Annotated in this window: 19 protein-coding genes; 17 read left to right on the top strand and 2 right to left on the bottom strand. The window is 48.0% G+C overall.

The window, feature by feature from the left end:
- On the bottom strand, positions 1 to 260 hold a 260-nt coding region (locus AK95_RS28980; RefSeq protein ID WP_162487665.1), incomplete at its 3' end, for a transposase.
- Between the two features lie 284 nt (positions 261 to 544).
- Positions 545 to 976: an N-acetyltransferase gene (locus AK95_RS28975; RefSeq protein ID WP_071223367.1), complete on the bottom strand. Its 432-nt coding sequence runs from the start codon at positions 974 to 976 to the stop codon at positions 545 to 547.
- A gap of 165 nt (positions 977 to 1141) precedes the next feature.
- Here AK95_RS28975 and AK95_RS34335 point away from each other — a divergent pair, with 165 nt between their 5' ends.
- The 17 genes from AK95_RS34335 (at position 1142) to AK95_RS28895 (ending at position 23011) form a co-directional block, all read left to right on the top strand.
- Positions 1142 to 1300 (top strand): hypothetical protein, encoded by a 159-nt coding sequence (locus AK95_RS34335; protein WP_162487664.1) that lies wholly within the window; start codon positions 1142 to 1144, stop codon positions 1298 to 1300.
- Positions 1263 to 2012, top strand: coding sequence for an ATP-binding cassette domain-containing protein (locus tag AK95_RS28970; RefSeq protein WP_235613247.1), 750 nt, complete (start codon positions 1263 to 1265; stop codon positions 2010 to 2012). Before AK95_RS34335 ends, AK95_RS28970 begins: the two co-directional genes overlap by 38 nt.
- A complete protein-coding gene (locus AK95_RS28965) occupies positions 2009 to 3232 on the top strand; it encodes a hypothetical protein (protein WP_071223365.1) in 1224 nt (407 codons plus the stop codon). The genes AK95_RS28970 and AK95_RS28965 overlap by 4 nt, the downstream gene beginning before the upstream one ends.
- The gene (locus tag AK95_RS28960; protein WP_071223364.1) at positions 3225 to 3605 is read left to right on the top strand and encodes a DUF2178 domain-containing protein; all 381 of its coding nucleotides are present in this window, start codon (positions 3225 to 3227) and stop codon (positions 3603 to 3605) included. The genes AK95_RS28965 and AK95_RS28960 overlap by 8 nt, the downstream gene beginning before the upstream one ends.
- Before the next feature lie 10 nt (positions 3606 to 3615).
- On the top strand, positions 3616 to 3816 hold the full coding sequence (locus AK95_RS28955) for a helix-turn-helix transcriptional regulator (protein ID WP_071223363.1): 201 nt from the start codon (positions 3616 to 3618) through the stop codon (positions 3814 to 3816).
- Positions 3817 to 4112: 296 nt separating this feature from the next.
- Positions 4113 to 5321 (top strand): outer membrane protein assembly factor BamB family protein, encoded by a 1209-nt coding sequence (locus AK95_RS28950; RefSeq protein WP_071223362.1) that lies wholly within the window; start codon positions 4113 to 4115, stop codon positions 5319 to 5321.
- Between the two features lie 216 nt (positions 5322 to 5537).
- Entirely contained in the window at positions 5538 to 7109 is a 1572-nt protein-coding gene (locus AK95_RS28945; RefSeq protein ID WP_071223361.1) for a response regulator, read from the top strand.
- Entirely contained in the window at positions 7106 to 8896 is a 1791-nt protein-coding gene (locus tag AK95_RS28940) for a sensor histidine kinase (protein WP_083397753.1), read from the top strand. Before AK95_RS28945 ends, AK95_RS28940 begins: the two co-directional genes overlap by 4 nt.
- Positions 8897 to 9082: 186 nt before the next feature.
- On the top strand, positions 9083 to 10396 hold the full coding sequence (locus tag AK95_RS28935; RefSeq protein ID WP_071223360.1) for an ABC transporter substrate-binding protein: 1314 nt from the start codon (positions 9083 to 9085) through the stop codon (positions 10394 to 10396).
- 240 nt (positions 10397 to 10636) lie between these two features.
- Positions 10637 to 11452, top strand: coding sequence for a carbohydrate ABC transporter permease (locus AK95_RS28930; RefSeq protein WP_481855868.1), 816 nt, complete (start codon positions 10637 to 10639; stop codon positions 11450 to 11452).
- Positions 11449 to 12270 carry a carbohydrate ABC transporter permease gene (locus AK95_RS28925; protein ID WP_071223358.1) on the top strand — a complete coding sequence of 274 codons (822 nt, stop codon included), beginning with the start codon at positions 11449 to 11451 and terminating at the stop codon, positions 12268 to 12270. Before AK95_RS28930 ends, AK95_RS28925 begins: the two co-directional genes overlap by 4 nt.
- Before the next feature lie 22 nt (positions 12271 to 12292).
- Positions 12293 to 15400 carry a beta-galactosidase, LacZ type gene (gene lacZ / locus AK95_RS28920; RefSeq protein WP_071223357.1) on the top strand — a complete coding sequence of 1036 codons (3108 nt, stop codon included), beginning with the start codon at positions 12293 to 12295 and terminating at the stop codon, positions 15398 to 15400.
- A 323-nt stretch (positions 15401 to 15723) separates the two neighbouring features.
- On the top strand, positions 15724 to 18513 hold the full coding sequence (locus AK95_RS28915) for an OmpL47-type beta-barrel domain-containing protein (RefSeq protein WP_071223356.1): 2790 nt from the start codon (positions 15724 to 15726) through the stop codon (positions 18511 to 18513).
- 62 nt (positions 18514 to 18575) lie between these two features.
- The gene (locus tag AK95_RS28910; protein ID WP_071223355.1) at positions 18576 to 20846 is read left to right on the top strand and encodes a dockerin type I domain-containing protein; all 2271 of its coding nucleotides are present in this window, start codon (positions 18576 to 18578) and stop codon (positions 20844 to 20846) included.
- A 299-nt stretch (positions 20847 to 21145) separates the two neighbouring features.
- Positions 21146 to 21529 (top strand): GntR family transcriptional regulator, encoded by a 384-nt coding sequence (locus AK95_RS28905; RefSeq protein WP_071223391.1) that lies wholly within the window; start codon positions 21146 to 21148, stop codon positions 21527 to 21529.
- Positions 21526 to 22392, top strand: a complete 867-nt coding sequence (locus tag AK95_RS28900; protein WP_071223354.1) for an ABC transporter ATP-binding protein — start codon at positions 21526 to 21528, stop codon at positions 22390 to 22392. Before AK95_RS28905 ends, AK95_RS28900 begins: the two co-directional genes overlap by 4 nt.
- Positions 22385 to 23011 carry an ABC-2 transporter permease gene (locus AK95_RS28895; RefSeq protein WP_071223353.1) on the top strand — a complete coding sequence of 209 codons (627 nt, stop codon included), beginning with the start codon at positions 22385 to 22387 and terminating at the stop codon, positions 23009 to 23011. Before AK95_RS28900 ends, AK95_RS28895 begins: the two co-directional genes overlap by 8 nt.
- The last annotated feature ends 31 nt before the right edge of the window (positions 23012 to 23042 follow it).

Raw genomic sequence — 23042 nt, 5'->3', positions numbered from 1 at the left:
AGCTTAAACAAAGCAGCGGTATCCATGAGAGAAGCGTCTGATTGAGCCATATGATTGAGTACGTCCAGTTTAAAGCTTGCCGGATAATTTGTATAGCCGTTAGTAAAGGCAGTCTCACCATGCATCTCATAGAGCTTCAACCAATATTGGAATTGAGACTTGGTTACGCCCATTTGATTTGCGTATTCTGTCTGAGATAGAAGATCAGAGTCATACCCTTGAATTAATGCCAATTTGCTATCCTTAGTAAATTTAGTCATAAAAAAACTGCACCTCCACCTGTTAGATGTGTCTAACAATTGGGGTGCAGTTCAGAATCGCGGCTTTTTTTGTTTGAATGATGCAATTTCTTGTCCCGAAGAGGGGAAAAGAAAAGCTATCGGTCATTCAGGGCATTTATGAATTTAAGGCTAAAACATTTTTGAAAGAGAGGTCTTCATCAACATGAACCCCAAGTCACCTGTATAGATATCAACGATTGCGATCCTGATGCTGTTGGGAAGTGAGCTTCTGCCTGTTTGAATATGAAGGCGCATATTGCCATTTATCGTGCTTCCCAGGCCATGACGAATTCCGCCTGACCGGTATCCTCGTCGATGGTTTCTTCAACGGCGGCAAAGCCGTTCCGGGAATAAAAACGAAATGCGTTCCCGTTCTCTTTATATACCTTGAGCTCGAGTTTGGGGCTGCGATCCTTCACGAATTGAAGAAGAGCCCGGCCATAACCCTTGCCCTGATCGCGAGGGTGAACGAACAAAGCGGCCAAGGCATGCTGAACGGTCGATATAAAGCCTACCGTGGCCCCCGCTTCCTCTAGGACATAGGTATCGGCCATTGGCAAATACACGTTTCGCATGTCCTTTTGCTTGGATTCCCAGTATTCGGGTGAAATGAAATGGTGGGCCTCCTTCGAGGCGGCCAGCCAAATGTCAATGAGGCTGTCCATATCTTTGTCGGTCATCAATCGAATTTGCATCGTATTCACTCCAGTTTATAAAGTTTAGTCACGGATATACGTCCCGTATTGTAAAAGTTTACCTGACGCATGTCAATTCGTGATCGCATTTGACCCTTGGATCATAAGGTGATATATTTATCACGTAAAGTTACAAATATATCACTATTGAAAGAGGCGTTTGCGATGAAAATCATTCTCCGATTCGCGATGGGACTGCTCTGGATCGGCATTGGCATTCAGAGACTTGTCCAACAGTCGTACCCGCTGGCTCTATTATTTTTGGCAGGAGGCGTTCTTTTTGTTTATGCAGGCTGGAAACGTTGGAATGTCGGTAAACAATGAGGGGGTGGAGCGGCGGCATTTATTAAGCATGAAGGGATTAGCTGCTTGGTACCGTGCGGAAACAGACGCCGTCATCTCCAATCTTAATTTGGAGATTGGCCCTAATCAGATCATAGGTTTGGTGGGATTGAACGGGGCCGGCAAGAGCACGCTGCTCCATGTCCTGAGCGGCATTCACCGGCATTATTCGCTGGAGCGGCTGCAGTGGAAGAACGAGGAAACTTCGCTGACAAGCCCTGCATTTAAACGTAATCGATATACCGTGTTCTCGGAGGACGAGTCGTTTGAGTATTTCACGTTCGAGGAGTATGTAAGGCATGTGTTTCAATCCTACGGACAAGAGGTCCGTCACGATATCTTGGACGAGCTCGTTGCAGGATTCCATTTTCAGAATTACCGGAACGCATACTTGGGCCAATTATCGATGGGCAGCAGGAGGAAAGCCTACCTGATCACGGGATTTGCATTGCGCCCGGAGCTGCTGCTGTTGGATGAGCCGGTCAACGGATTGGATTTCGAAAGCACGGAATTTCTGTATCAAAAGATGAACGAGTACAGGAAACATGGGACGATCTTGTTTTCTTCTCACGTTCTGGAGAGTTTATGTCTAACATCAGACAGCATCATCATTTTGGAAGCCGGATCGATCCGTCATACCTTTTTGCAGGGAGACATGGATCCCGAGTTTATTAGAGGGGTACTGAACAAGTGATCTTGACATTTCATGGATTCGCCAAAAAATTCCTGGGCTCAAGCTACGACCGTTTGTGGAAGCATGCCGCAGCCGTAGCTGCTATCTTTATGGCCATGAGAAGCCTGGATATCCATTATCAGGTATCCTTGAATTTATTCATGACGGCCATCTCCGTATTTACGTTCGGCATGGTGCTGAGAACCTTATCGTCGGACGATAACCGGAGAAAGCTGAAGGGGGCGTTCATGCTTCCATTCAGGCCAAGCAAGTTCAACGCAGCTTATTTTCTTGCGGTAGCACTATATACCTTGGTCACCAAGACTTCGTACATCCTCGTATTCTACATGGCATTTTCGTCATTTACGGCTATGCATGTACCGGCATTTCTGCTGAGCTTCCTGAATGCGGGGGTGACCGCCTTCGTGGTATTTGCCCTGCTGAACAGGGGGAACAGGGTTCCGGCCTGTCTCTTGATGCTCCTCCAAGCGGCACTCTATCTGCTCCCTGAGCCCTTCTTTCGTTTGACAGGACTGCTGATCAGCACCATCCTCCAAGGGTTCGTGCTGCATCGGACGGATTCTTACCGATTCTATAAGGACTCGAGGATGAAGGATAGTCATTCAACTCCGGTTCGAAGTTCTTCGTTCTTGCGGTATATTGTGCGCTACCTGTTATCCCATAAAAGCTATTTATACAATACGTTCGCATTATGTATCTTTGCGGGTTTCATGGCGTATATGCTGGAGCAGATGCATCTTGACTCGTACCTGCCGCTTGGATTCGCGGTTCTATCCTTTAACACGCCGATCGGTATCCTGCTGTCGAGTAATCGCGGGCTTCACCGGAAAATCCAAATGCTGCCCGGCCAGCTTGAACGTATAGTCGTTCCGTATGGGCTGTTTATACTGGCAGTAAACTTATTCATATATGCGATCTACTTAGCATGCTGGCAACTGTTTCATGGATCGTTGGAAATCATGTATTATGTACTTAGTGTGTTATTTGCCGCCCAATGCGCCATTTCGACCGTTTGGCTCGAATGGAAACATCCCGTTTTCCGTTGGAAGGTGGAGAGCGACTTATGGCATCATCCCCGCAAATATGCCGTTCCGCTCATCATGTGTTTATTGGCGGTCACGGTGATAAGCATGGAGTCGGCTGTGTATATGATCGCTCTGCTGGTAGGGACAGAGATGGTTTTGATTTTTAACCGCAGGAGAGGAATCAGGAATGTATAAGGGACAGAAGAAGCGTTACGTACGAATCGGTAAGCACGGATGGCTGCTTGGTTTGTTGGGGTTTAACGGCCTTCAGTATTTCAAGACCCATGATCCTTCATTTTTGTTTTACTTTAGTTTTTTCGGCTTTTTCAGTTTCTATTTCCATGGGAAGCTGGCGGAGGAAATGCCGGATGAGCGGTATTACATGAATGCTCAGAAGGCGCGGTCCATCACCATGTGGGTGCCTGCCGTATGTTTGTTTATCATCGGAATCGGCAGCATGCTTCCCTTCGGAACAAGAGAATTCATGATCATCGTGAGTGCAGCGGGTTGGGCAGCTACGTTTCTGACGTATTCCATAACTTTTTATTATCTGGATAAATATTGTTAGGTGGATGCCCATGGAACCATTCAAATGCAATTTAAAAAAGTACAGGCAGTTAGCGGAGATGACCCAGGACGAGTTGGCGGGAAAGGTCGGGGTTCGCAGAGAGACCATCATCCGTCTGGAGGCGGGGAAATATAATCCCTCGCTAAAGCTGGCAATCGATATTTCGCGGGTGGTGGGAGCGCCCATTGAGGAGCTGTTTATATTCGACTAAACTACGATGATGCATTTAATGGGTCCTAGCTATCCAACGAATGCGTCATTTCTTATATCCGCGTAAAACTAAATAGTTCTTGAAAAAACTAATTAGTCATACTACAATAACATTTGATCCCAGTCAGAAAGAGAAGGCATTATTCCGTTTTCACACGGACTCTCAACATGTTATGGATCCGATTTGGATTATTTTAATATATTCATATATTTTTTGGGTTTTTTAGTATTTTTATGCAACTTTATCTTAATCTTAACGTCTGATATGTATATTCAGTCATAGGAGGAATAACATCCATGTATACGATTCAAAAGAAAAGCGTCGCTCGACTCGTCACAGCAGGCATGGCCGTAGCTCTTCTCGCATCGCCAATCTCTTCCATGCTGCCAGGGCCGGGGCATGTCGCAGCAGCTGCGTCTGCTGTGGACAAGTCTTCCCACAACCTAAAGCCGATATGGACGAAGACGTTGGGAGATCCGAGCAAGATTAGCCCCCAAACCACATTAATTAAGAACAACTTATACTATACCGTTGGGAAGAAATATATTGCTTTTGACGCGTTGGCAGGCAAAACCCGCTGGACGTATCCCGCCGCTGCCGTCTCACAGACCGTAACGGATGGCCAATCGGTATGGTTTACGGATGCGACAGGCCGATTGATCAAGCTCAATGCCGCAACCGGCAAGCTGCAATGGAAGGTTAAAACACAATCCCAGCCAGGAAAGAAAGAAAGCTATGTGAACCATAGCTTGCATGCAGCCGATGGTGTGATCTATGTCGGGGATGCTTATGGGCTGACGGCGTACAACGCATCAAGCGGGAAGGTTAAGTGGAAATTGAAGGGCAGCGCCCATGGGTACAAAGTGCTCCAAACGGGAAAAATCCTTGTCGCAACCACGATTATCGACGGCGCATTGACCACGACCGGGTTACAGGGAATCGATGCTCAGAACGGTAAAGTAAAATGGACACAGACCGATGGTGATCATCAGGACATTCTCTTCTCGAATGACAATTCGTTCTATACGCGTGACGTAACCGAAGGCATCGATGCCGGATATGCAGCGAACATCGATGAAATTAATCTGACCAATGGGAAAATTATGGCTACCCGATCCTATATACCGGTGGATTTCGTGGAAGATCAAAGTGCATCCGATGTCGTATCCGATGGGGAATATTTCTATGTCATTGAAAAGTATGATGACACTCAAAAGAAAGCTGTAGTCTCCCGATTCCCGGCGGCTAGCCGTTCCAAAGCCGAGCCGGATCAGACCTATGCATTTGAAGCGGGAGTGGCCGAATGGTCCCTCGGGGATGCGGGCATCGCCTATGTAAGACTGGAAAACGGTAAGCTGTTAACGCTCGATACAAACAGCGGACGTACGCTGGCCTCCGTTCAATACAAAGGCACTCCATTGCCGACGCTTATCGGCCAAAACGTGCTGGTCGTTCAGCATGGTGGACAGATCAGCGGCGTCAATAAAGCTGCTGCCTCCCAGTAACGCAAGTCGAATATCAAATCTGGGCGTAGTTAAATACTTAAAACAGAAAGTCGACCTAAATGGGTCGACTTTTTGGTATGCCGTATCGTACGTTGCAGTGTATGATATTTGTATGCCATAATCTTTGAGTTAATTAGATCATGCCGTTGAAATGAAGGTTGGCTAAGACATATCCGGCAAATCGTAAACGGTTACAAGGCTGCAAGGGGGGCAGGTATGAAACCATTATTCAAGATCATGATTGTGGATGACGAAATACTTGTCAGGCAGGGGATTAAGCACCTGCTCAATTGGGAGCAGGAGGGATACCAAATCGTCGGTGAGGCTTCTAACGGTCTGGAAGCACTGAATTTGATGGATGAGGTGAATCCCCACGTCATTCTTACAGATATCGTAATGCCTGTCATGGGCGGGGAGAAACTGGTCAAGGTCGTGAAGGAGAAGCATCCTCACATCGAAGTCATCGTGCTCAGCAGTTTCAGTGAATACGATTACGTCCGGTCTACTTTTCAGAGTGGTGTAGCGGACTATATCCTGAAGCCGAAGCTGGAAGCTGATTATCTATTATCCATCCTAAATAAGACTACGGCCAAAATGGTCGCTATGAAGCCGGAGGATGATCCAAGCGCGGATCGAGAGGAGGGGCAGATCCTGCAAGCCATCGAGAAGCTTATGACTGGGTATGAGCCTGCGCTGGATCCCGTGTTGCTGGATTCTAAATTCCCTTATGGACAGTATTTGTTTTTTGGAGCAGATATGAAGCACATGAAAGATTCCGGTGACAAATGGAGTTTCGAAAACGAAATGGAACGAGGACTTCAGAAGCTTATTTTGTCCGAGATCGTGTATATACGGTTGAAGTTTATCAACGATACGGCACTTTTTCTGCTCAATGTGGATCCTGCGCTCTGGGACGAGCTTGTTATTGAACTCCGGCATCTGATCTCGAGAATGGCACATGACGCGAAGGAGACGCATTTTGTTATCAGCCAGTGCTTCGCAGACTTTAAGAGTCTTGGCGAGATTTATAATGATAATTATCTGAAACTCATGCGGTATGGTTTCTTCCTGAAGGATCGGACCCTGATTGAACATGATCATTTGCCGGGCCTTCCGGATGCGCATCTCGAATATGACATGGGCGAGCTCATGGAACTGTTGAAACGCAAGCAGTACCGGAAGGCATTCACCGGCTTTTTGGAATACGTCCATCTGCGCTCGATGGATTATCGTACCGATATTTTCGAATTCAAATCGTCGTTGGGGAATTTCATTTTTAACGTGGCGACTACCCTTGGAAAAATGAAGGTCGAGACCGGAAGCCTGGAGAATGCCAAATACGACTATTTCCGAAAAATAGACGAAGCCAGGTATGCCGGCGAAGCTATCGCCGTTGTCGAAGCGTTCATCCGCGAAGCGGAACGTGCGATAGGCGAGACGAATACATCCGTTAATCCCAATATGGACCGGCTGCTTGAATATATTCAGGACCATTATGCCGACCCCATCACACTCACCGGAGTGGCCAGGCAGTTCCACTTCAATGCATCTTATCTGTCGAGTTATTTTGCTGCGTATAATGGAGAAGGTTTCAGTGAATACCTCAACAAAATCCGCTTGGAAAAAGCCATGGAGCTGCTTATTACCACGGAACATACGATTTCCGAAATCAGCGCCAGCGTGGGATACTCGGATCAGAGCTACTTCACCAAGGTGTTCAAGAAGCAGACAGGCATCTCTCCGAGCCAGTTTCGGAGGCAAGACGCGCGGGAGATACGGGAATCATGATTGGACAAGCCATAGACAAGCTTAGAAAACAGGGGTTATTCCTCAAGCTGTTTCTCGTGACCCTCATCAGCATCGTTACCGTATCCCTCCTGACGCTGTCCATTACCATCAGCATGTCGGAAAAATTATTTCTGCAGACCTTCAGCATCACGAACGGCAAGCTGTTAAACCAGATGAAGTCAAACCTGGAGTCCTATAATAACGCCATAGCAACCGGTGCCACCATGATGGCCCAGAATGCGGCAATCCGCAGCTATTTATCAGGCGGAGAGACGGAGGCCGTGGCGCTTGCTATAAAAACGTACCAGATGACAGAGGGCATGAAGTCGATCCAGTCTAACTTTAGTGCTTATGACGTTGGCATCATGATCGTTGGAGCGAATGGGAGAAGTTATTCCACAGATCCTTGGTATTGGTCTGTCTCAGCCAAGGAATTGAAGGATCACCCGATTACAAAAGCGACTAAGGCTCACCCTGCGCAAATCTTATACCAGCTCTATCGCGGCGAGGATCATAGCGCAGACGCAAAGGAGCCCATGCTAGTGGCTTCCAAAGCTCTCTTTGATCAGCCTACCGGCAGAATTTATGGCACCCTGTACGTGGTCATTCGTGACCGGAATTTTAAACCCTTCTATGCGAATTTTACAAGCGAAGGCAATGACGTTGTGCTATTGAACGAGAAAGGGGTCATTGTATCCAGCAACAGGACCGAGTTGATCGGGATGTCGGATGAGGGGCTGCTTCAAGAAGTCGTAACGGATCAGGGCGAGGGAGAGGACGATCCATCTGCCTATGTGATGGGGAACGAACGAATTGTGTTCTCGGAATACTTGCCGGAATTCGAGTTTTATTTGGTCAATATGATCGACAAGAAAGCCGTGACCGGACAGATGGTGAACGCTAAAGCAGTCACCTTGACAATCATGTCCATCGTTGCGATATCACTTGTCATTGTTTTTCTGATCACCCGGCGAATGACGCAGTCGCTCCGTGTGCTCGTCGAACAGATGTCGAATATTCCGACAAGCGGATTCGATCATCATGTAGATGTTGCCAATAGCAGTTATGAAGTCAAGGAATTAGGGAACGCCTATAATTATATGCTTGATGAGCTGCACGATTATGTGGATCGATTGATGGAAACCCAGAAGCAGCAGCGAAATGCGGAGCTGGCCGCACTCCAAATGCAGATCAATCCACATTTTTTATACAATACGCTGGCTTCGGTCAAATTTCTGGTGCAGCAGGGCAACAAGGAAAAAGCTGCGGGTACGATCAACGCGCTTATATCGCTCCTGCAAAATACAGTCAGCGATATTCATTCCACCATACCTGTGCGGCAGGAGCTGGAGACACTGAAGCATTATGTGTATATTAATCACGTGCGTTACGGTGAGAAAATCCGCGTTCATTACTTTGTGGAGCCGGATAGCCTGGATTATCATATGCCCAAGCTCATTCTTCAGCCTTTTATAGAGAATGCATTTTTCCACGCGTTCAACGTCAAGGGAGAGGGAAGGATTCTGATCATGATTGCCGTTCAGGAAGACCAGCTTGTATGTGAAGTTGTAGATGACGGGGACGGTATGAATCTGGAGCAGAACCCGGCGGAGGAACAATCGCTGCCTGCACCGATGAGTAAACGCCAATTGTTCTCCGGCATTGGGATACGCAATGTCGATGATCGAATTAAATTGATGTACGGGGAGCAATACGGGGTCATTATTACAAGCAAACGCAATGAAGGAACAAAAATCATCATTACGCTTCCATTGACCAAAAGCTAAAGATATTACAAGAACCTAAAGATAGTACCAGAGCCGGTATGAAAGCGAAAACAGGATCCAATAATAGCACCAAAGCTAACAAAGATAGTGCCAATGAAAACGAATACAAGGTGATAAGATGGATGCGTAGCAGAGAAAACGCTTCCATCTTTTATTGTTTTTCAGACTAAAAAGGGGGTTTACACATTGAAAAAATTAATGAGCTTACTGCTGGCCGGAGTTGTCCTCTTGTCGGCATGTTCCTCGGGCGGCGGTACGGAAGGCGGGTCGGGCAGTAACGGCAGCTCTAGCGGTGAAGGCAGTGCCGCTCCAAAAGAAATTACGGTATGGGCTTGGGACCCGGCATTTAACATTGCCGCCATGAATGTTGCTAAAGAAGCCTATGCCCAAGTGAATCCGGACGTCACGATTCATGTTGTAGAGAATGCGCAGGCCGATATCGTTCAAAAGCTGAACACCGGGTTGAACTCCGGTTCCACGAAAGGCTTGCCTAACATCGTACTCATTGAGGATTACCGTGCGCAGAGCTTCTTGCAAGCGTATCCGGATTCCTTCTACGAATTGACGGACATCGTGAAAGTGGATGACTTCGCGGACTATAAGATAGGCCCGACCAGCGTAGAAGGCAAGCAGTACGGCGTTCCATTTGATTCCGGCGTGACGGGAATGTACGTGCGAACGGATTATCTCGAGCAAGCAGGCTACAGTCTGGATGACCTGCAGGACATCGACTGGAAGCAGTACATCGAGATTGGCAAAGCCGTCAAAGAGAAAACCGGCAAAAGCATGATTACGCTCGATCCTAACGATCTGGGACTCATCCGCATGATGATCCAATCGGCGGGGGCATGGTATACGGCGGAAGATGGCCAGACTCCGACGATTGCAGACAATGCTGCGTTGAAAGAAGCCTTTGAATTGTACAAAGAAATGATGGATTCCGGCATCGTGAAGGTGAACTCGGACTGGAGCCAATTTGTCGGAGCATTCAACAGCGGTGAAGTGGCTACCGTGCCGACCGGAAACTGGATTACCCCTTCGATCAAAGCCGAAGCTTCCCAATCCGGTAAATGGGCGGTAGCTCCGCTTCCTAAGCTTGCGGCTACCGAGAGGTCCGTCCATGCATCGAATCTAGGGGGCAGCTCCTGGTATGTCATGAATGTTGATGGCAAAGAAGCAGCTGCGGAGTTCCTCGCGAAGACGTTTGCTTCCGATGCTGAGCTGTATCAGACGTTGAACACAAAAGTTGGAGTCATCGGCACCCTGAAAGCCGCGGCAAGCGGGGAAGCTTACGCGGCAGCGGACGAGTATTTCCAGGGCCAAAAAGTCGTATCAGACTTTGCCGCTTGGACCGAACAAATTCCTAACGTGAACTACGGCATGAACACCTACGCCATCGAGGACATTATGGTCGTTGCCATGCAGGCGTATCTCGGCGGTAAAGATGTGGAAACCGTTCTGAAAGATGCGCAGACGCAAGCCGATACGCAAATCCGTTAAACACACTCAGGCAGTATAACAAATGCCCTTGCTCCTTCTTCTCCTGTAAAGTGGACATCTGCTGAAGGAAGGGGAGCGAGGGTTTTATTATTTCTATCCATAAGAAATGTGATCAACAGAAGGGTGTGGAGTGGTATGAATACTGAAAAAGCCAGGCTGAGCCCGCATATTCACAAGGGTCTCAACAGTCAAAGGCGGATACGTTTGACGGGTTGGTTCTTTGTCCTTGTGCCGGTCGTCATGATTAGTATTTTTTATTTCTATCCGATGGTTCAAGCATTAATCCTATCCTTCAAATCAGGCAGGGGCAGCAATCTGCAGTTTGTCGGTATAGACAACTATATTCGCCTGTTCAGCGATACCACCTTCCTTACGGCCGTCAAGAACACATTTATTTACCTACTCATTCAGGTTCCGGTCATGCTGGTGCTGGCGCTCTTTATCGCTGTGCTGCTCAATGACGATAGACTGAAGTTTAAAGGTTTTTTCAGAACGGCTATTTTCCTGCCAACGGTAACCTCGCTTGTCGCGTACTCCGTCGTCTTTAAGTACATGTTCGGCGCCGACGGCATCGTCAATAAATTTCTGGTGAATCTTCATCTGATCCAGGAACCGATTCAATGGATTACCGACCCTTTCTGGGCGAAAGTTACGATTATCATCGCGATCACCTGGCGTTTTACAGGCTATAATATGATTTTCTATTTATCATCACTTCAAAATATCGATAAATCCGTGTATGAAGCTGCACGCATCGATGGTGCAAATGCCTTCATGCAGTTCTTCAAAATTACGATTCCGCTATTGAAGCCGATCATTTTGTTTACGTCCATAACATCGACTATTGGAACGCTCCAGTTGTTTGACGAGGTGGTTAACATCACCAAGGGCGGCCCCGGAAACGCAACCATGTCGATATCGCAATATATTTACAATCTTTCCTTCGAATACACGCCTGACTTTGGATACGCTGCTACCGTTTCCTACTCGATCGTACTCATGGTGGTCATATTGACGATGATCCAGAACAAAGTTGGAGGTGACAAGAGATCATGAAAACCAAACGCGTGTTGACTTACCTGTTTCTAATTATCGCTGCCCTGATCTCCATCTTTCCGTTTATCTGGATGGTTGTCAGTGCCACCAATCCGTCCGTGGACGTAACGAAAGGGACGCTGCTGCCGGGTTCGCACCTGGTCAAGAATATCAACAATCTGTTCAGCTCCGTGGACATGTGGCAAGCTCTCTGGAATTCCGCAAAAATCTCGGTGGTGACTACCGTGCTTTCACTGCTGGTTGCATCAGCCGCTGGTTATGGCTTTGAGATGTACCGCAGCCGCGGCAAAGATATCGTATTTAATATTCTGCTAGCCTCGATGATGATTCCGTTCGCGGCGATCATGGTGCCTTTATTTCAGATGTTTGCCAAAGTATCGGGGGTTGTACCCTTTCTAGGCATTGATACGGCAGGGGCTGTCATTCTGCCGACATTCACGACGGCGTTCCTCATCTTTTTCTTCCGTCAAAGCACCAAAATGTTTCCCAAGGATATGATGGAAGCCGGTCGCATCGATGGTCTGTCGGAGCTGGGCCTATTCTTCCGCATCTATATGCCGACGATGAAATCGACCTATGCAGCCGCAGCGATTATTACTTTCTTGAACAGCTGGAACAACTATCTGTGGCCGCTGATCGTGCTGCAGTCGCCGGAGAATATGACCGTGCCGCTGCTGATATCGAACCTGGGATCAGGCTATGCTCCAGACTACGGTTTGATCATGTCCGCCATCGTCATTACGACGCTGCCGACGGCGCTTGTGTTCTTTATGATGCAGAAGCAATTTGTTGCTGGGATGACAGGTTCAGTGAAATAAAGTTGAAAATGGAGGAAAACAGATGAAACAGCAGGTTGAACGAGGAGTCGCGCCAAGTCTTGCATGGTTGTCCGACCCCGGTGTATTTGCGGTAGGCCGGATGCCCGCGCACTCCGATCATCGGTATTACGAATCGATGCTGGAAGCCGAACAGCTTGGAGAGATGCCTTGGCGCCGCAGTCTGAATGGGAGCTGGAAGTTTAGTTACGCCCGTAATGCCAAGGAACGCCAAGCGGATTTTTATAAAACGGAAGAATCCTGCAGAGGATGGGATGATATTGAGGTTCCCGGACATATCCAGCTTCAAGGTTATGGGCAGCCGCAGTACGTGAACACGATGTATCCATGGGACGGTCAGGAGTTTCTTAGACCCCCGATGATCTCAGAGGACCACAATCCCGTGGGCAGCTATGTGAAGGTTTTCAACGTTCCTGCCGGCTGGCAGCAGCGTCCGCTGTATATCTCTTTTCAGGGAGTTGAATCGGCTTTCTATGTATGGTTGAACGGGGAGTTTGTCGGTTACAGCGAAGACAGCTTTACGCCGAGCGATTTCGACCTCACGCCGTACTTGACGGAAGGCGAGAATAAGCTGGCTGTCGAGGTCTATCAACGCAGCACCGGAAGCTGGCTGGAGGATCAGGATTTTTGGCGCTTTTCCGGTATTTTTCGCGATGTGTATCTGTACACGGTACCTGACGTTCATGTGCAGGATCTGCATGTTCAAACCGATTTGGATGAAACGTATGAACGTGGAACGCTGAGGGTTACCATGCAGTTGAGGGGAAAGCCGGCTTCGAGATTAGCCCTAGAGCTCAAGGATGCAGCAGGAAATTCAGTGGTCCGGGGGGAGACCGATGCTTCCGGGGAAACGGCATCGATTGCGTTAGCTGCAGGTAAGGTCAAGCGGTGGAGCGCAGAAGAGCCTAATTTATATACATTGTACGTATCCGTCTATGACGCATCCGGAAACCTTGTGGAGGTCGTGCCGCAAAAGATAGGTTTTCGCAAATTCGAGATGATTGATAAGGTGATGCATTTAAACGGCAAGCGAATTGTGTTCAAAGGCGTCAACCGGCACGAATTCAATTCCCGCCGCGGACGCAGCATTACGAAAGAGGATATGCTGTGGGATATCAAGACATTGAAGCAGGCGAATATCAACGCCGTACGGACGTCGCATTATCCGAATCAGACGATGTGGTACGAGCTGTGTGATGAGTACGGCGTGTACGTCATCGACGAGATGAATCTGGAGACGCATGGTTCATGGCAGAAAATGGGGGCCGTTGAGCCATCCTGGAACATACCGGGCAGCAGGCCGGAATGGCAGGATATCGTGTTGGACCGTGCCATTTCCATGATCGAGAGGGACAAGAATCACCCATCGATTTTGATCTGGTCTTGCGGCAATGAGTCTTACGCCGGAGAAGTCATTCGGAACGTTGCGAACTTGTTCCGGGAGAGGGACCCTAGCCGGCTGGTCCATTACGAAGGAGTGTTCCATAATCGGAAATATGACGATGCGAGCGATATGGAGAGCCGCATGTATGCAAAACCGGCGGATATTGAGCAGTATCTGCAAAACGATCCTTCCAAGCCCTATATTAGCTGCGAGTACATGCATGCCATGGGCAATTCCGTCGGCGGATTGCATAAATACACGGAGCTCGAGCAGAAATATCCGATGTATCAAGGCGGCTTCATCTGGGACTTCATGGATCAGGTCATCGTGAAACATGATCGTTACGGCAAGCCTTTTATGGCTTATGGAGGGGACTTTGATGATCGTTCAACCGATTACAACTTCTCCGGCAACGGCATCGTTTATGCGAATCGGACATGGACCCCCAAAATGCAGGAAGTGAAGTTCCTGTATCAGAACGTCAAGCTGACCCCGGATCGTTATGGCGTCACGATCAGAAATGAGAACTTGTTCGCTTCGTTGGATGCTTATGATGTTATATATTGCCTGAATAATGAAGGCAGGAAAATCTACAGCGGAGCGGTATGCACCCAGGTTGGACCCGGTGAAGAGAGATATGTAAAGCTGGAATTGCCTGAGGTAGGGCTTCCGATTGGTGAGTATGCGTTAGACGTTTCACTCGTGCTCAAGAAGGATTCGTTGTGGGCGAAAGCCGGTTATGAAATGGCTTTTGGACAGTTTGTTTTCCGAGAGGAGAATCCGTTGGCTGTTGATAAGTCTAGCACTACTCAAGTGAGGGAACGCCTGCAACCAGGTTCAGATGTTTCGCCTGATAAGGCTGCGAATGATTTCCGTGTAGTTGAAGGGGATGTAAACATCGGCGTTCATGGGCGTGATTTCTCCGTCATGTTCTCGAAGCAGGCAGGGACCCTCATATCCATCAAGTATGCGGGACGGGAGATGATCTCTTCGCCGCCCGCTCCGCTCTTCTGGAGAGCGATGACGGATAACGATAAAGGGGCCGGACTGCCGTTTGATTCTGCGCTTTGGTATGCTGCTAGCCTGACTCGGAGAATGTTAAGCTGCGAGCTTACGGAAGACTCGGATCACGCGACCGTGACCTATATGTATAAACTGAGCGTGTCCGAGGAAGTAAGGGTCCGCGTATCTTATACGGTGTTCACCGATGGAAGCATTCAAGTAAAGTCGGGGTACCAAGGTGCACCGGAATTGCCGAAGCTGCCGATCTTTGCTCTTACCTTCAAAGTTCCGGCGGACTACAACAACCTGGATTGGTATGCGAACGGGCCGGAAGAGAATTATATCGACCGTGCATTTGGAGCTAAATTGTGTCGCTTCCGGAATCGTGCGGCGGATCAAGTTTCAGCATACTTGGTACCGCAGGAATCGGGCAATCGTACAGGCGTGCGGGAGGTATCCATAACCAGCGATCAAGGTCATGGCATCACGATTGAGGCACCATCGGTAGCACCGGTAGAAGCCAATATATCGCCGTATACCGCATTTGAGCTGGAGAACGCGACGCATCATTATGAGCTGCCGAACGTTCACCATACCGTTGTTACCATCGCCGGCCGGCAAATGGGGGTTGGGGGTGACGACAGCTGGGGGGCTCCGGTTCATGAGGAGTATCAAATCGATCCTTCGATGGACATGTCCTTTGAATTTACGATTCGCAGAGCTTAATGTGAGCTTCGATAACCGTTGCCACAATATTGCCGAAATCCTTATTTAAGGGTTTCGGTTTTTTTGATTTCTCCACTTCATTTGTATTTTCCACCACTTTTGAATCCTCCGTGCCTGAGGGATGTTTAAGGATTCATCAAATCTACTTGGAGAAAATCAAAATCTCTGAAAATGAGACATTTACGGAACCCTTGAGTATTTTTACAATGATGAGCAAGTACGAAATGGAGTCCATACTTGTTTCGTCCTGTAGGTTAATTGAGGGGAGGGGCAATCGTTTGTTCCAAACGCTAGGCTAAATCATATTCGAAAGGGGAAGTTTGATGAAATTAAATATCGTGCCGTTCAAAACCCAGTTGATCATACTTACGATAACCCTATTAGGATTGTCTTCGCTGCAACCAGTGCCTGTAGAAGCTCAATCGTCAATCAACAAACAATTCGGGGACCCTGTTTCCGTGGGAGCTCCTATTCAGCAGATTGCCATTTTTGAAAGCGCTTATGGTCAAGAGGATGGTCGTGACGTCATGTATACCACGGTGAATGGAAAGCCGGCCATGTTAAACGTTATTGACCTCGTGGACAACAAACTGCTCCGGACGATCCCGCTTCCGGATGCCGACAGCTCCTGGGCTAAGACCATTGCTCCAGACGGAACGCTATATATAGCAGGTCAATCCAAAGTTTACCGATATTCGCCCCAGACCAAAGAACTTGATGATTTGGGACCCGCGATACCAGGCGAAACCTCTATCTGGGGATTAGTCACGGATGAGCAAGGGAATGTATACGGCGGGACGTATCCCAACGCCAAGGTGTTTAAATTCGATCCCAAAACGAATTCGTTCACGAATTACGGAACCATGGTAGAAGGCCAAGGGTATGTTCGTTCTATTGCCTATGCGGATGGTATTGTATATGCAGGTATCGGCACGGTAGGCCATATCGTCAAGCTCGATCCGGTTACCGGGGACAAGACAGAACTGCCGATTCGGGACGTACCGGGCGTAAGTAGTCTCCCGTTTGTGTATGGCCTGGATGCCAGGGGGGATTACCTTTTCGCTTACTTAAACGGCAATGGAACAACCGCATTGATTATATACGATATGGCGAGGGGCGTCTGGCTGGATGAGGTATACAGCGGATACGGCGGCCTTGATGTGTCGCCCGAACGCGAAGGAAAAGTGTATTTCGTCCAAAATCGGAAGGTTCAAGCTTTTGACATGACGACGCGGCAGGTCACGGATACGGGGATTGCTTATGGAACGGGTTTCCGCTCTACCGGCTGGGTCCGTTTTCCGGATGATTCGGAGCTTCCCGGTGAGACTTTAGTGACGATCCAATTCGGAGGGAAGACGGCACTGTTCAACTTCGAGTCCGGCATTCATAAGACGCTGCCTGCAGTTGCCGAAGGGCAACCCACACTTATTCAGGCTCTGGAGAAAGGACCGGGCGGCAAAATCTATACAAGCGGCATGACCTCCGCATTGGGAGGCGTGTTCGATCCCGTTACGCGCACTCATTCGACGTATCCGATGGGCCAAGCCGAAAGCATCGGCTCGCTTGGGAATGACGTATACTTTGGCATTTATCCCAAAGCGGAGATTCGCAAGCTGGATACAACGCTTCCCGTTCAAACGGATCCGAACAAGCCGAACCTCAATCCGGAATCCTTATTCTACATGGAGGAAGACCAAGATCGTCCTTATGTCCAGACTACGGGCGGAGGCAAAATCTACTTCGGGACGATCCCGTATTACGGAGAATTGGGCGGAGCTCTTGTGGCATACGACCCGGCCTCCGAAACGTTTGATGTTCATCGCCATGTCGTGCACAACCAGAGCATCGTAGGGCTGACTTATCGGGACGGCAAAATTTACGGCTCGACCAGCATAAGAGGCGGTCTGGGCATCGATCCAACCGAGTCGGAAGCAAAAATGTTTGTGTGGGATGCTGTTAGCGGCGAAAAGCTTAGCGAATTCACGCCTGATATTCCGGGCGCCGTTAAATCCCCGATCATGATCAGCGGGCTGACCTTCGATCAAGACGGACTCCTCTGGGCAGCAGCAGACGGCATTTTGTTTGCGGTGGACCCTGCTACGCAGGAGGTCGTTAAAAGCAAGGTCATTTATCCGGGTGTCACGGACTACGGGATGTGGAGGCCGATCCATCTCAGATGGGGGAACGATGGCCTGCTCTATACTGACCTCTACGGTCAGCTGACCATATTGAATCCCGACACGCTGGAGCATAAAGAACTGGGAATCAAATCGGCACTCTTTACCTTGGGAGATGACGGAAACATCTATTATGCGCAAGAAACACGAATGTACATGATTCCCGTCTCCGATGCTGAAGAAGAGGATACCCAGGCCCCAACGACAGAACCTGCGACCAATCCGGAGAAGCCTGATGGAAAGGATGGATGGTTCGTTAGCCCTGTAACGGTTACGCTGTCGGCTTATGATGAAGGAGCCGGGATTGAATCCACTTTATACTCCTGGGATGAAGGAGAAAGCTGGACCAGCTACGATGGTTCGCCATTGCATGTGCAGGAGGATGGACGTCACGTGCTTACTTATCGGTCCATTGACAAAGCTGGCAACGAGGAGGCACCGGGTAAGCTTCAGCTGCATGTGGACCGCGAGGGACCCGTAATCCGCTGGAAATCGGACATACCCGAAGAAATCAGCACTGCGGATGATTTGAAGCTGGATTTCGAACTTCAGGACGAATGGTCGGGTATGGATACGGACGGAACCGTCATCACTCTGGACGGAGAGCGGGTAGATCATCAATCAGCCCTCCCGTTATTCAGACTCCCTCTGGGCGAGCACACGCTTACGATACGGGCAGCCGATTTGGCAGGAAACGAATCCGTTCAAGAGATGAATTTCCATATCGTCACTAGTTTCGAGAGTCTGGAAAAGCTTGTGTATCGATTCGCTGAACAGGGATGGATCGATAATCCTGGTATTGCGAACAGCCTTGCTGCGAAGGCCACCAAAGGGAACATCGCAGCATTTATCAATCAAGTCCACGCCCAAACGGGGAAGCATATTTCATCTGAAGCTGCAGCCTATTTGATTCGGGATGCATCGGCACTTCAGTAACATCTATCAAGTTAGGGTTATACGGTTGAAATATCTTCTATTGAAAAGGAAGGTGCGGAAATTTGAAGCGTATCCAAGTGAAGATGGGTTTATTGATGATGCTATCGTGTGCTTGCATGACAACCATCCTCCCGGCTAAACCGATAAATGCACAAGCATGGATGGATGCAGGTTTATCGAATCCCGTACGGTTGGAGGATAAAGTGTATGGGGAGCCGGAACGATTGGCCCAACCCATTCGGGGAATCAGCATCTATGACGGGGCCGTCGGGGAACAGGATGGCAGAAGGGTTATGTTTACAACGGTAAAAGGCTCTCCTGCCCAATTCAATGTCGTAGACATGACCACGAATAAGGTGATCTATAGATCGATCTTGCAGGGCGGCGGCGGAGATGCCTGGCACCATGAAGTCACACCGGACGGAAAGCATGTGTATGTGACATCACATAGAACGCTCTGGCTGTATTCAACCGAGACCAAAGAGATCAACCTGGTTCACGACTTTGTTGACGAAGGCCCGTGGTCACTTGTTACCGATAGCAAGGGGAATGCCTATATCGGTACTTATCCCGGCGGAAAGGTATTTAAATACGATCTCGTTCTGGGAACCGTTACGGAAGATTACGGCAGAATGCTAGGAAACCAGCCGCAAGAATACGTAAGATCAATCGCACTGGATGAAGCAGGAGGACATATATATGCCGGTACGGCGCACGGTCAAATCATCAAACTGGATTTAGCGACCGGAAGCAAAACGAATATAGCGCAGCCGCTGATGGATCAACAGGAAACCGGCTTTGTGTACGATATGAATCTGGTTGACAACCGCTATATATTCGCCCGATATTCCGAATCCAAAAATATGTATGTCTATGATCTCCAGTCTTCCAGCTGGCTGGACGTTGTGTTATCCAATGTGACCGGTCTGCATGTTACGGACTCTTATGAAAACAAAGTCTACTTCATTGCGGATAACACGTTAAAATATTTCAACTTGGCAACGGGTGAGATCGGCTCCACCGGCATGGCCTATGGCAGCGGGCTTAGAGGCGCCGATTGGGTCGAAATCGATCAGCATGAGAATCCGGATCTGATCGGCATGAATCTGGTTACCATGCAATTTGGCGGGGGAATCGTTTATTTCAACGTTACGCAGAACAGGATGACGGCTACGCGTCCGGTCGTTGAAGGGACGCCGCTGAATATTCACGTCATTGAAAAAGGCTCGGATAACCAGTTGTTTATGAGCACATTGGGCGCAGGTACAGGGGCTGTTTATGATCCGGACCGGAATCAGGTGACTTCGATTTCCCTGGGTCAGGCCGACAGCATGGTGTATCATGACAATGCCATGTATATGGGAGTGTATCCCAAAGCCTATATTCATAAATATGACCAAACCAGAGTGCCGGGTAACGGCAATCCCTCCCAATTCCTGCAGGTGGACCCTGAGGCCCATCAGGATCGTTTAATTGAAGCGACATCCGGCGGCGGACGTATCTATTTTGGGAGTGTATCCGCATATGGGGTTAATGGAGGAGCCGTTACGATCATTGATCCAAGCGCATATGCCGAGAACAAGACAGGCGTGAAGGTTATACGAAACGTTGTTCAAGATCAAAGTGTGGTAGGTCTTGCTTATAAAGACGGTATAATCTTCGGTTCAACGAATATTAACAACGGCCTCGGAAGCAACCCGACGGCAGAGGAAGCCAAAATGTTTACCATGAATGCCTTGACTGGAGAGAAATTAGCGGAATGGTCACCACAGATCGAAGGCATAGATAAACCTGAATTTATCGGCCGACTGACAGTAGGACCCCATGATGGGCTGATTTGGGGAGCCGTTAACGGTACCATTTTCGCGATGGACCCGGATGGTAAGGAAATTGTAAAGAGCAAGCAGGTTCACACGGGATCGTTCAATTACGGTGCATGGTCTTCCGTTCCGCTGAAATGGGATGCCGACGGTATACTGTATGCGCTCTTCGGCTCCAAGCTCATTGCGATTGATCCGGTTACCCTGGAGTATCGAGAGGTAACAAGTGCTTACAGCTTTACGATAGGCGATGACGGATATCTGTATTATTCGGACGGCACGGACCGCACCTACTTGTCCCGAATCCATATTGGAACGAAAGTAACGATCCCCGAAGACGTGGACGGAAACGGAACCGTAGATCATCATGATATCAGGCTGGTGGCAAGGCATATAGGAAAAGAACCGGTAGGCGATTTGCAGAAGCTGGACGTGAACCAGGACGGAAAAATAAATGCAGAAGATGTTACAAGAGTTACAGTAAAAATGAATGAGGACCGAAAACAAAAATAACCGATCAAAATTTGATCGTAACGCCGAGACCCCAATATCATCCCTAGTGTTAATACAGTTTAAACTTAAAGCAGCCGCTCCTGACACAAGGGGCGGCTGCTTTAGTCATATCCAATAATGGCCCTGTCGAAGACAAGCATATATCCCCATATGAAGTCGCGTAACCCGCGGCTTTTTTATGTTAACAATCGTAGAGGACGAGAATCACTGCCCAGATGGATGAATTGACACAAGAGGGTATAGTGTATATATTATATATATACGGTATGCACTTAATTAACAGCAGTGAGGTGAACGGCATAAAAATCATATTATCCAACGCATCGAACGATCCGATTTACATACAGATTATGAACCAGATTAGACAGAGTATCCTGAGTGGAGAATTGCGCGCAGGCGACAGTCTCCCTTCTATAAGGCAGCTCGCTAAGGATTTGCAGGTTAGTGTTATTACGACTAAGCGTGCCTATGAAGAATTGGAGAACGAAAAGCTAATCGACTCGGTCGTAGGCAAGGGTTGCTTCGTATCAGGGGCAAATAAAGATTTTATCAGGGAGCAGCGCATGAAGCGATTAGAAGAGAAAATGATCCATATCATTCGAGAAAGCAAGGAATTAAACATGAGTCAACAAGATGTAATCGATCATCTGACTTTACTGTTCGAGGAGGAACAAACACCATGAATGCAATCGAATTACGAAATTTAACGAAAACATACCCTCTTTTCAAAGTCGATCATGTATCTCTGGATGTGAAACAAGGCTACATTACCGGACTCATTGGTCCGAATGGTGTTGGTAAAAGCACCTTGATCAAGATGATGCTCGGTATGGTACGTCCCGATTCCGGCAGTGTAAAAATACTCGGTCTGGATATGCCTCAACATGAAGTCGACATTAAACAGCGCATCGGCATCGTCTCGGATGATTGCTTCTATTATGAGCATCTTACGATTCGTGATACGAAGAGAATGATCGCACCTTTTTACAGCCATTGGAATGAAAAGAAATTTAACCGCTACCTCGAACAATTCGAATTGTCCCCTAAGAAGAAGGTTGAAGATTTATCCAAGGGAATGAAGATTAAACTCGCCCTTGCCGTTGCCTTATCCCATGAGGCTGAGCTCCTGGTCATGGATGAGCCGACTTCGGGACTTGATCCTGTGTTCAGAAGGGAAATGCTCGATCTGCTTGCGGATATGATGCAGGACGAAAAAAACACGATTATCTTCTCGACACATATTACGACGGATTTGGACCGTATTGCTGACTACATTACTTTCGTCAATGACGGAAAACTTGTATTCAATGAAGCGAAAGATGATGTGCTTGAGAGATACGCGATCGTGAAGGGCGATATGCAACTGATTGATTCGGATATTCGAAAGGAATTTATCGGGATTCGTGAGACGACGCTTGGTTTTGAAGGCTTGGTAGATAATCGACGCAAGGCCGCGCAGCTGTTTAGCAATAATGCTATTTTAGAAAAACCAACCTTAGAAGACATCATGTATTTCACTGCCAAGGGAGGAAGAGTCCATGCTTAATTTGCTTCGTAAAGATTTCATCGCTTTAAAAAGCTCACTGTGGACGATTCTTCTCTATCTCGCTGTATTCAGCATCGCTTTTATACCAAAAAGTGAAATGTCTATCTATTTTGTAGGAATCTATACGGCTTTCGGCTCCATTATTCTAGCTACGATGATCGATATCAAGAACCATAACCATAAATTTCTGGTCACGCTGCCGATTAGTCGCAAACATATCGTGCTGGCCAAATACATAACAGCCATCGTGTATACACTGTTTGGAGTCATTGCTTCATACGGGATTCACTGGGTCATTGATCTTTCATTCCCACAGCTTGACAAGCCGGACTATACGGTGATGTCCTTATTGGTTTCCGTAGGAATGCTGCTTGTTCTCATCTCTATCTATATGCCTCTTTTTTACGCACTTAGCAAAAAAGGAGCCGGAATTATCAATGCCGTATTTATGATCTCCTTAATTATCCTGGCACAACCTGCAGCGGTGCTGATGAATAGGGTGAGCGAGAAAGGCCTCATAAACGATCAAACATTACTTCTGATTCTAATCGGTATCGTCGTTGTATTCATTGCTTCCTATTTCTTAACGATAAGCCTGTTTAAGAGGAAAGACTTATAAGAGTCCCCGCGGATGCATGATGAAGTAATAA

It is taken from the genome of Paenibacillus sp. LC231 (assembly GCF_001860525.1).
GTDB lineage: Bacteria > Bacillota > Bacilli > Paenibacillales > Paenibacillaceae > Paenibacillus_AQ.
This window is presented reverse-complemented; position numbering and strand designations above follow the sequence as displayed.

Bases quoted from the DNA above. Each gene is read 5' to 3' on its own strand.
- AK95_RS28975 (WP_071223367.1), bottom strand. From the start codon at position 976: ATGCAAATTCGATTGATGACCGACAAAGATATGGACAGCCTCATTGAC.
- AK95_RS34335 (WP_162487664.1), top strand. From the start codon at position 1,142: ATGAAAATCATTCTCCGATTCGCGATGGGACTGCTCTGGATCGGCATT.
- AK95_RS28970 (WP_235613247.1), top strand. From the start codon at position 1,263: ATGCAGGCTGGAAACGTTGGAATGTCGGTAAACAATGAGGGGGTGGAG.
- AK95_RS28960 (WP_071223364.1), top strand. From the start codon at position 3,225: ATGTATAAGGGACAGAAGAAGCGTTACGTACGAATCGGTAAGCACGGA.
- AK95_RS28955 (WP_071223363.1), top strand. From the start codon at position 3,616: ATGGAACCATTCAAATGCAATTTAAAAAAGTACAGGCAGTTAGCGGAG.
- AK95_RS28950 (WP_071223362.1), top strand. From the start codon at position 4,113: ATGTATACGATTCAAAAGAAAAGCGTCGCTCGACTCGTCACAGCAGGC.
- AK95_RS28945 (WP_071223361.1), top strand. From the start codon at position 5,538: ATGAAACCATTATTCAAGATCATGATTGTGGATGACGAAATACTTGTC.
- AK95_RS28940 (WP_083397753.1), top strand. From the start codon at position 7,106: ATGATTGGACAAGCCATAGACAAGCTTAGAAAACAGGGGTTATTCCTC.
- AK95_RS28930 (WP_481855868.1), top strand. From the start codon at position 10,637: ATGATTAGTATTTTTTATTTCTATCCGATGGTTCAAGCATTAATCCTA.
- AK95_RS28925 (WP_071223358.1), top strand. From the start codon at position 11,449: ATGAAAACCAAACGCGTGTTGACTTACCTGTTTCTAATTATCGCTGCC.
- lacZ (WP_071223357.1), top strand. From the start codon at position 12,293: ATGAAACAGCAGGTTGAACGAGGAGTCGCGCCAAGTCTTGCATGGTTG.
- AK95_RS28915 (WP_071223356.1), top strand. From the start codon at position 15,724: ATGAAATTAAATATCGTGCCGTTCAAAACCCAGTTGATCATACTTACG.
- AK95_RS28900 (WP_071223354.1), top strand. From the start codon at position 21,526: ATGAATGCAATCGAATTACGAAATTTAACGAAAACATACCCTCTTTTC.
- AK95_RS28895 (WP_071223353.1), top strand. From the start codon at position 22,385: ATGCTTAATTTGCTTCGTAAAGATTTCATCGCTTTAAAAAGCTCACTG.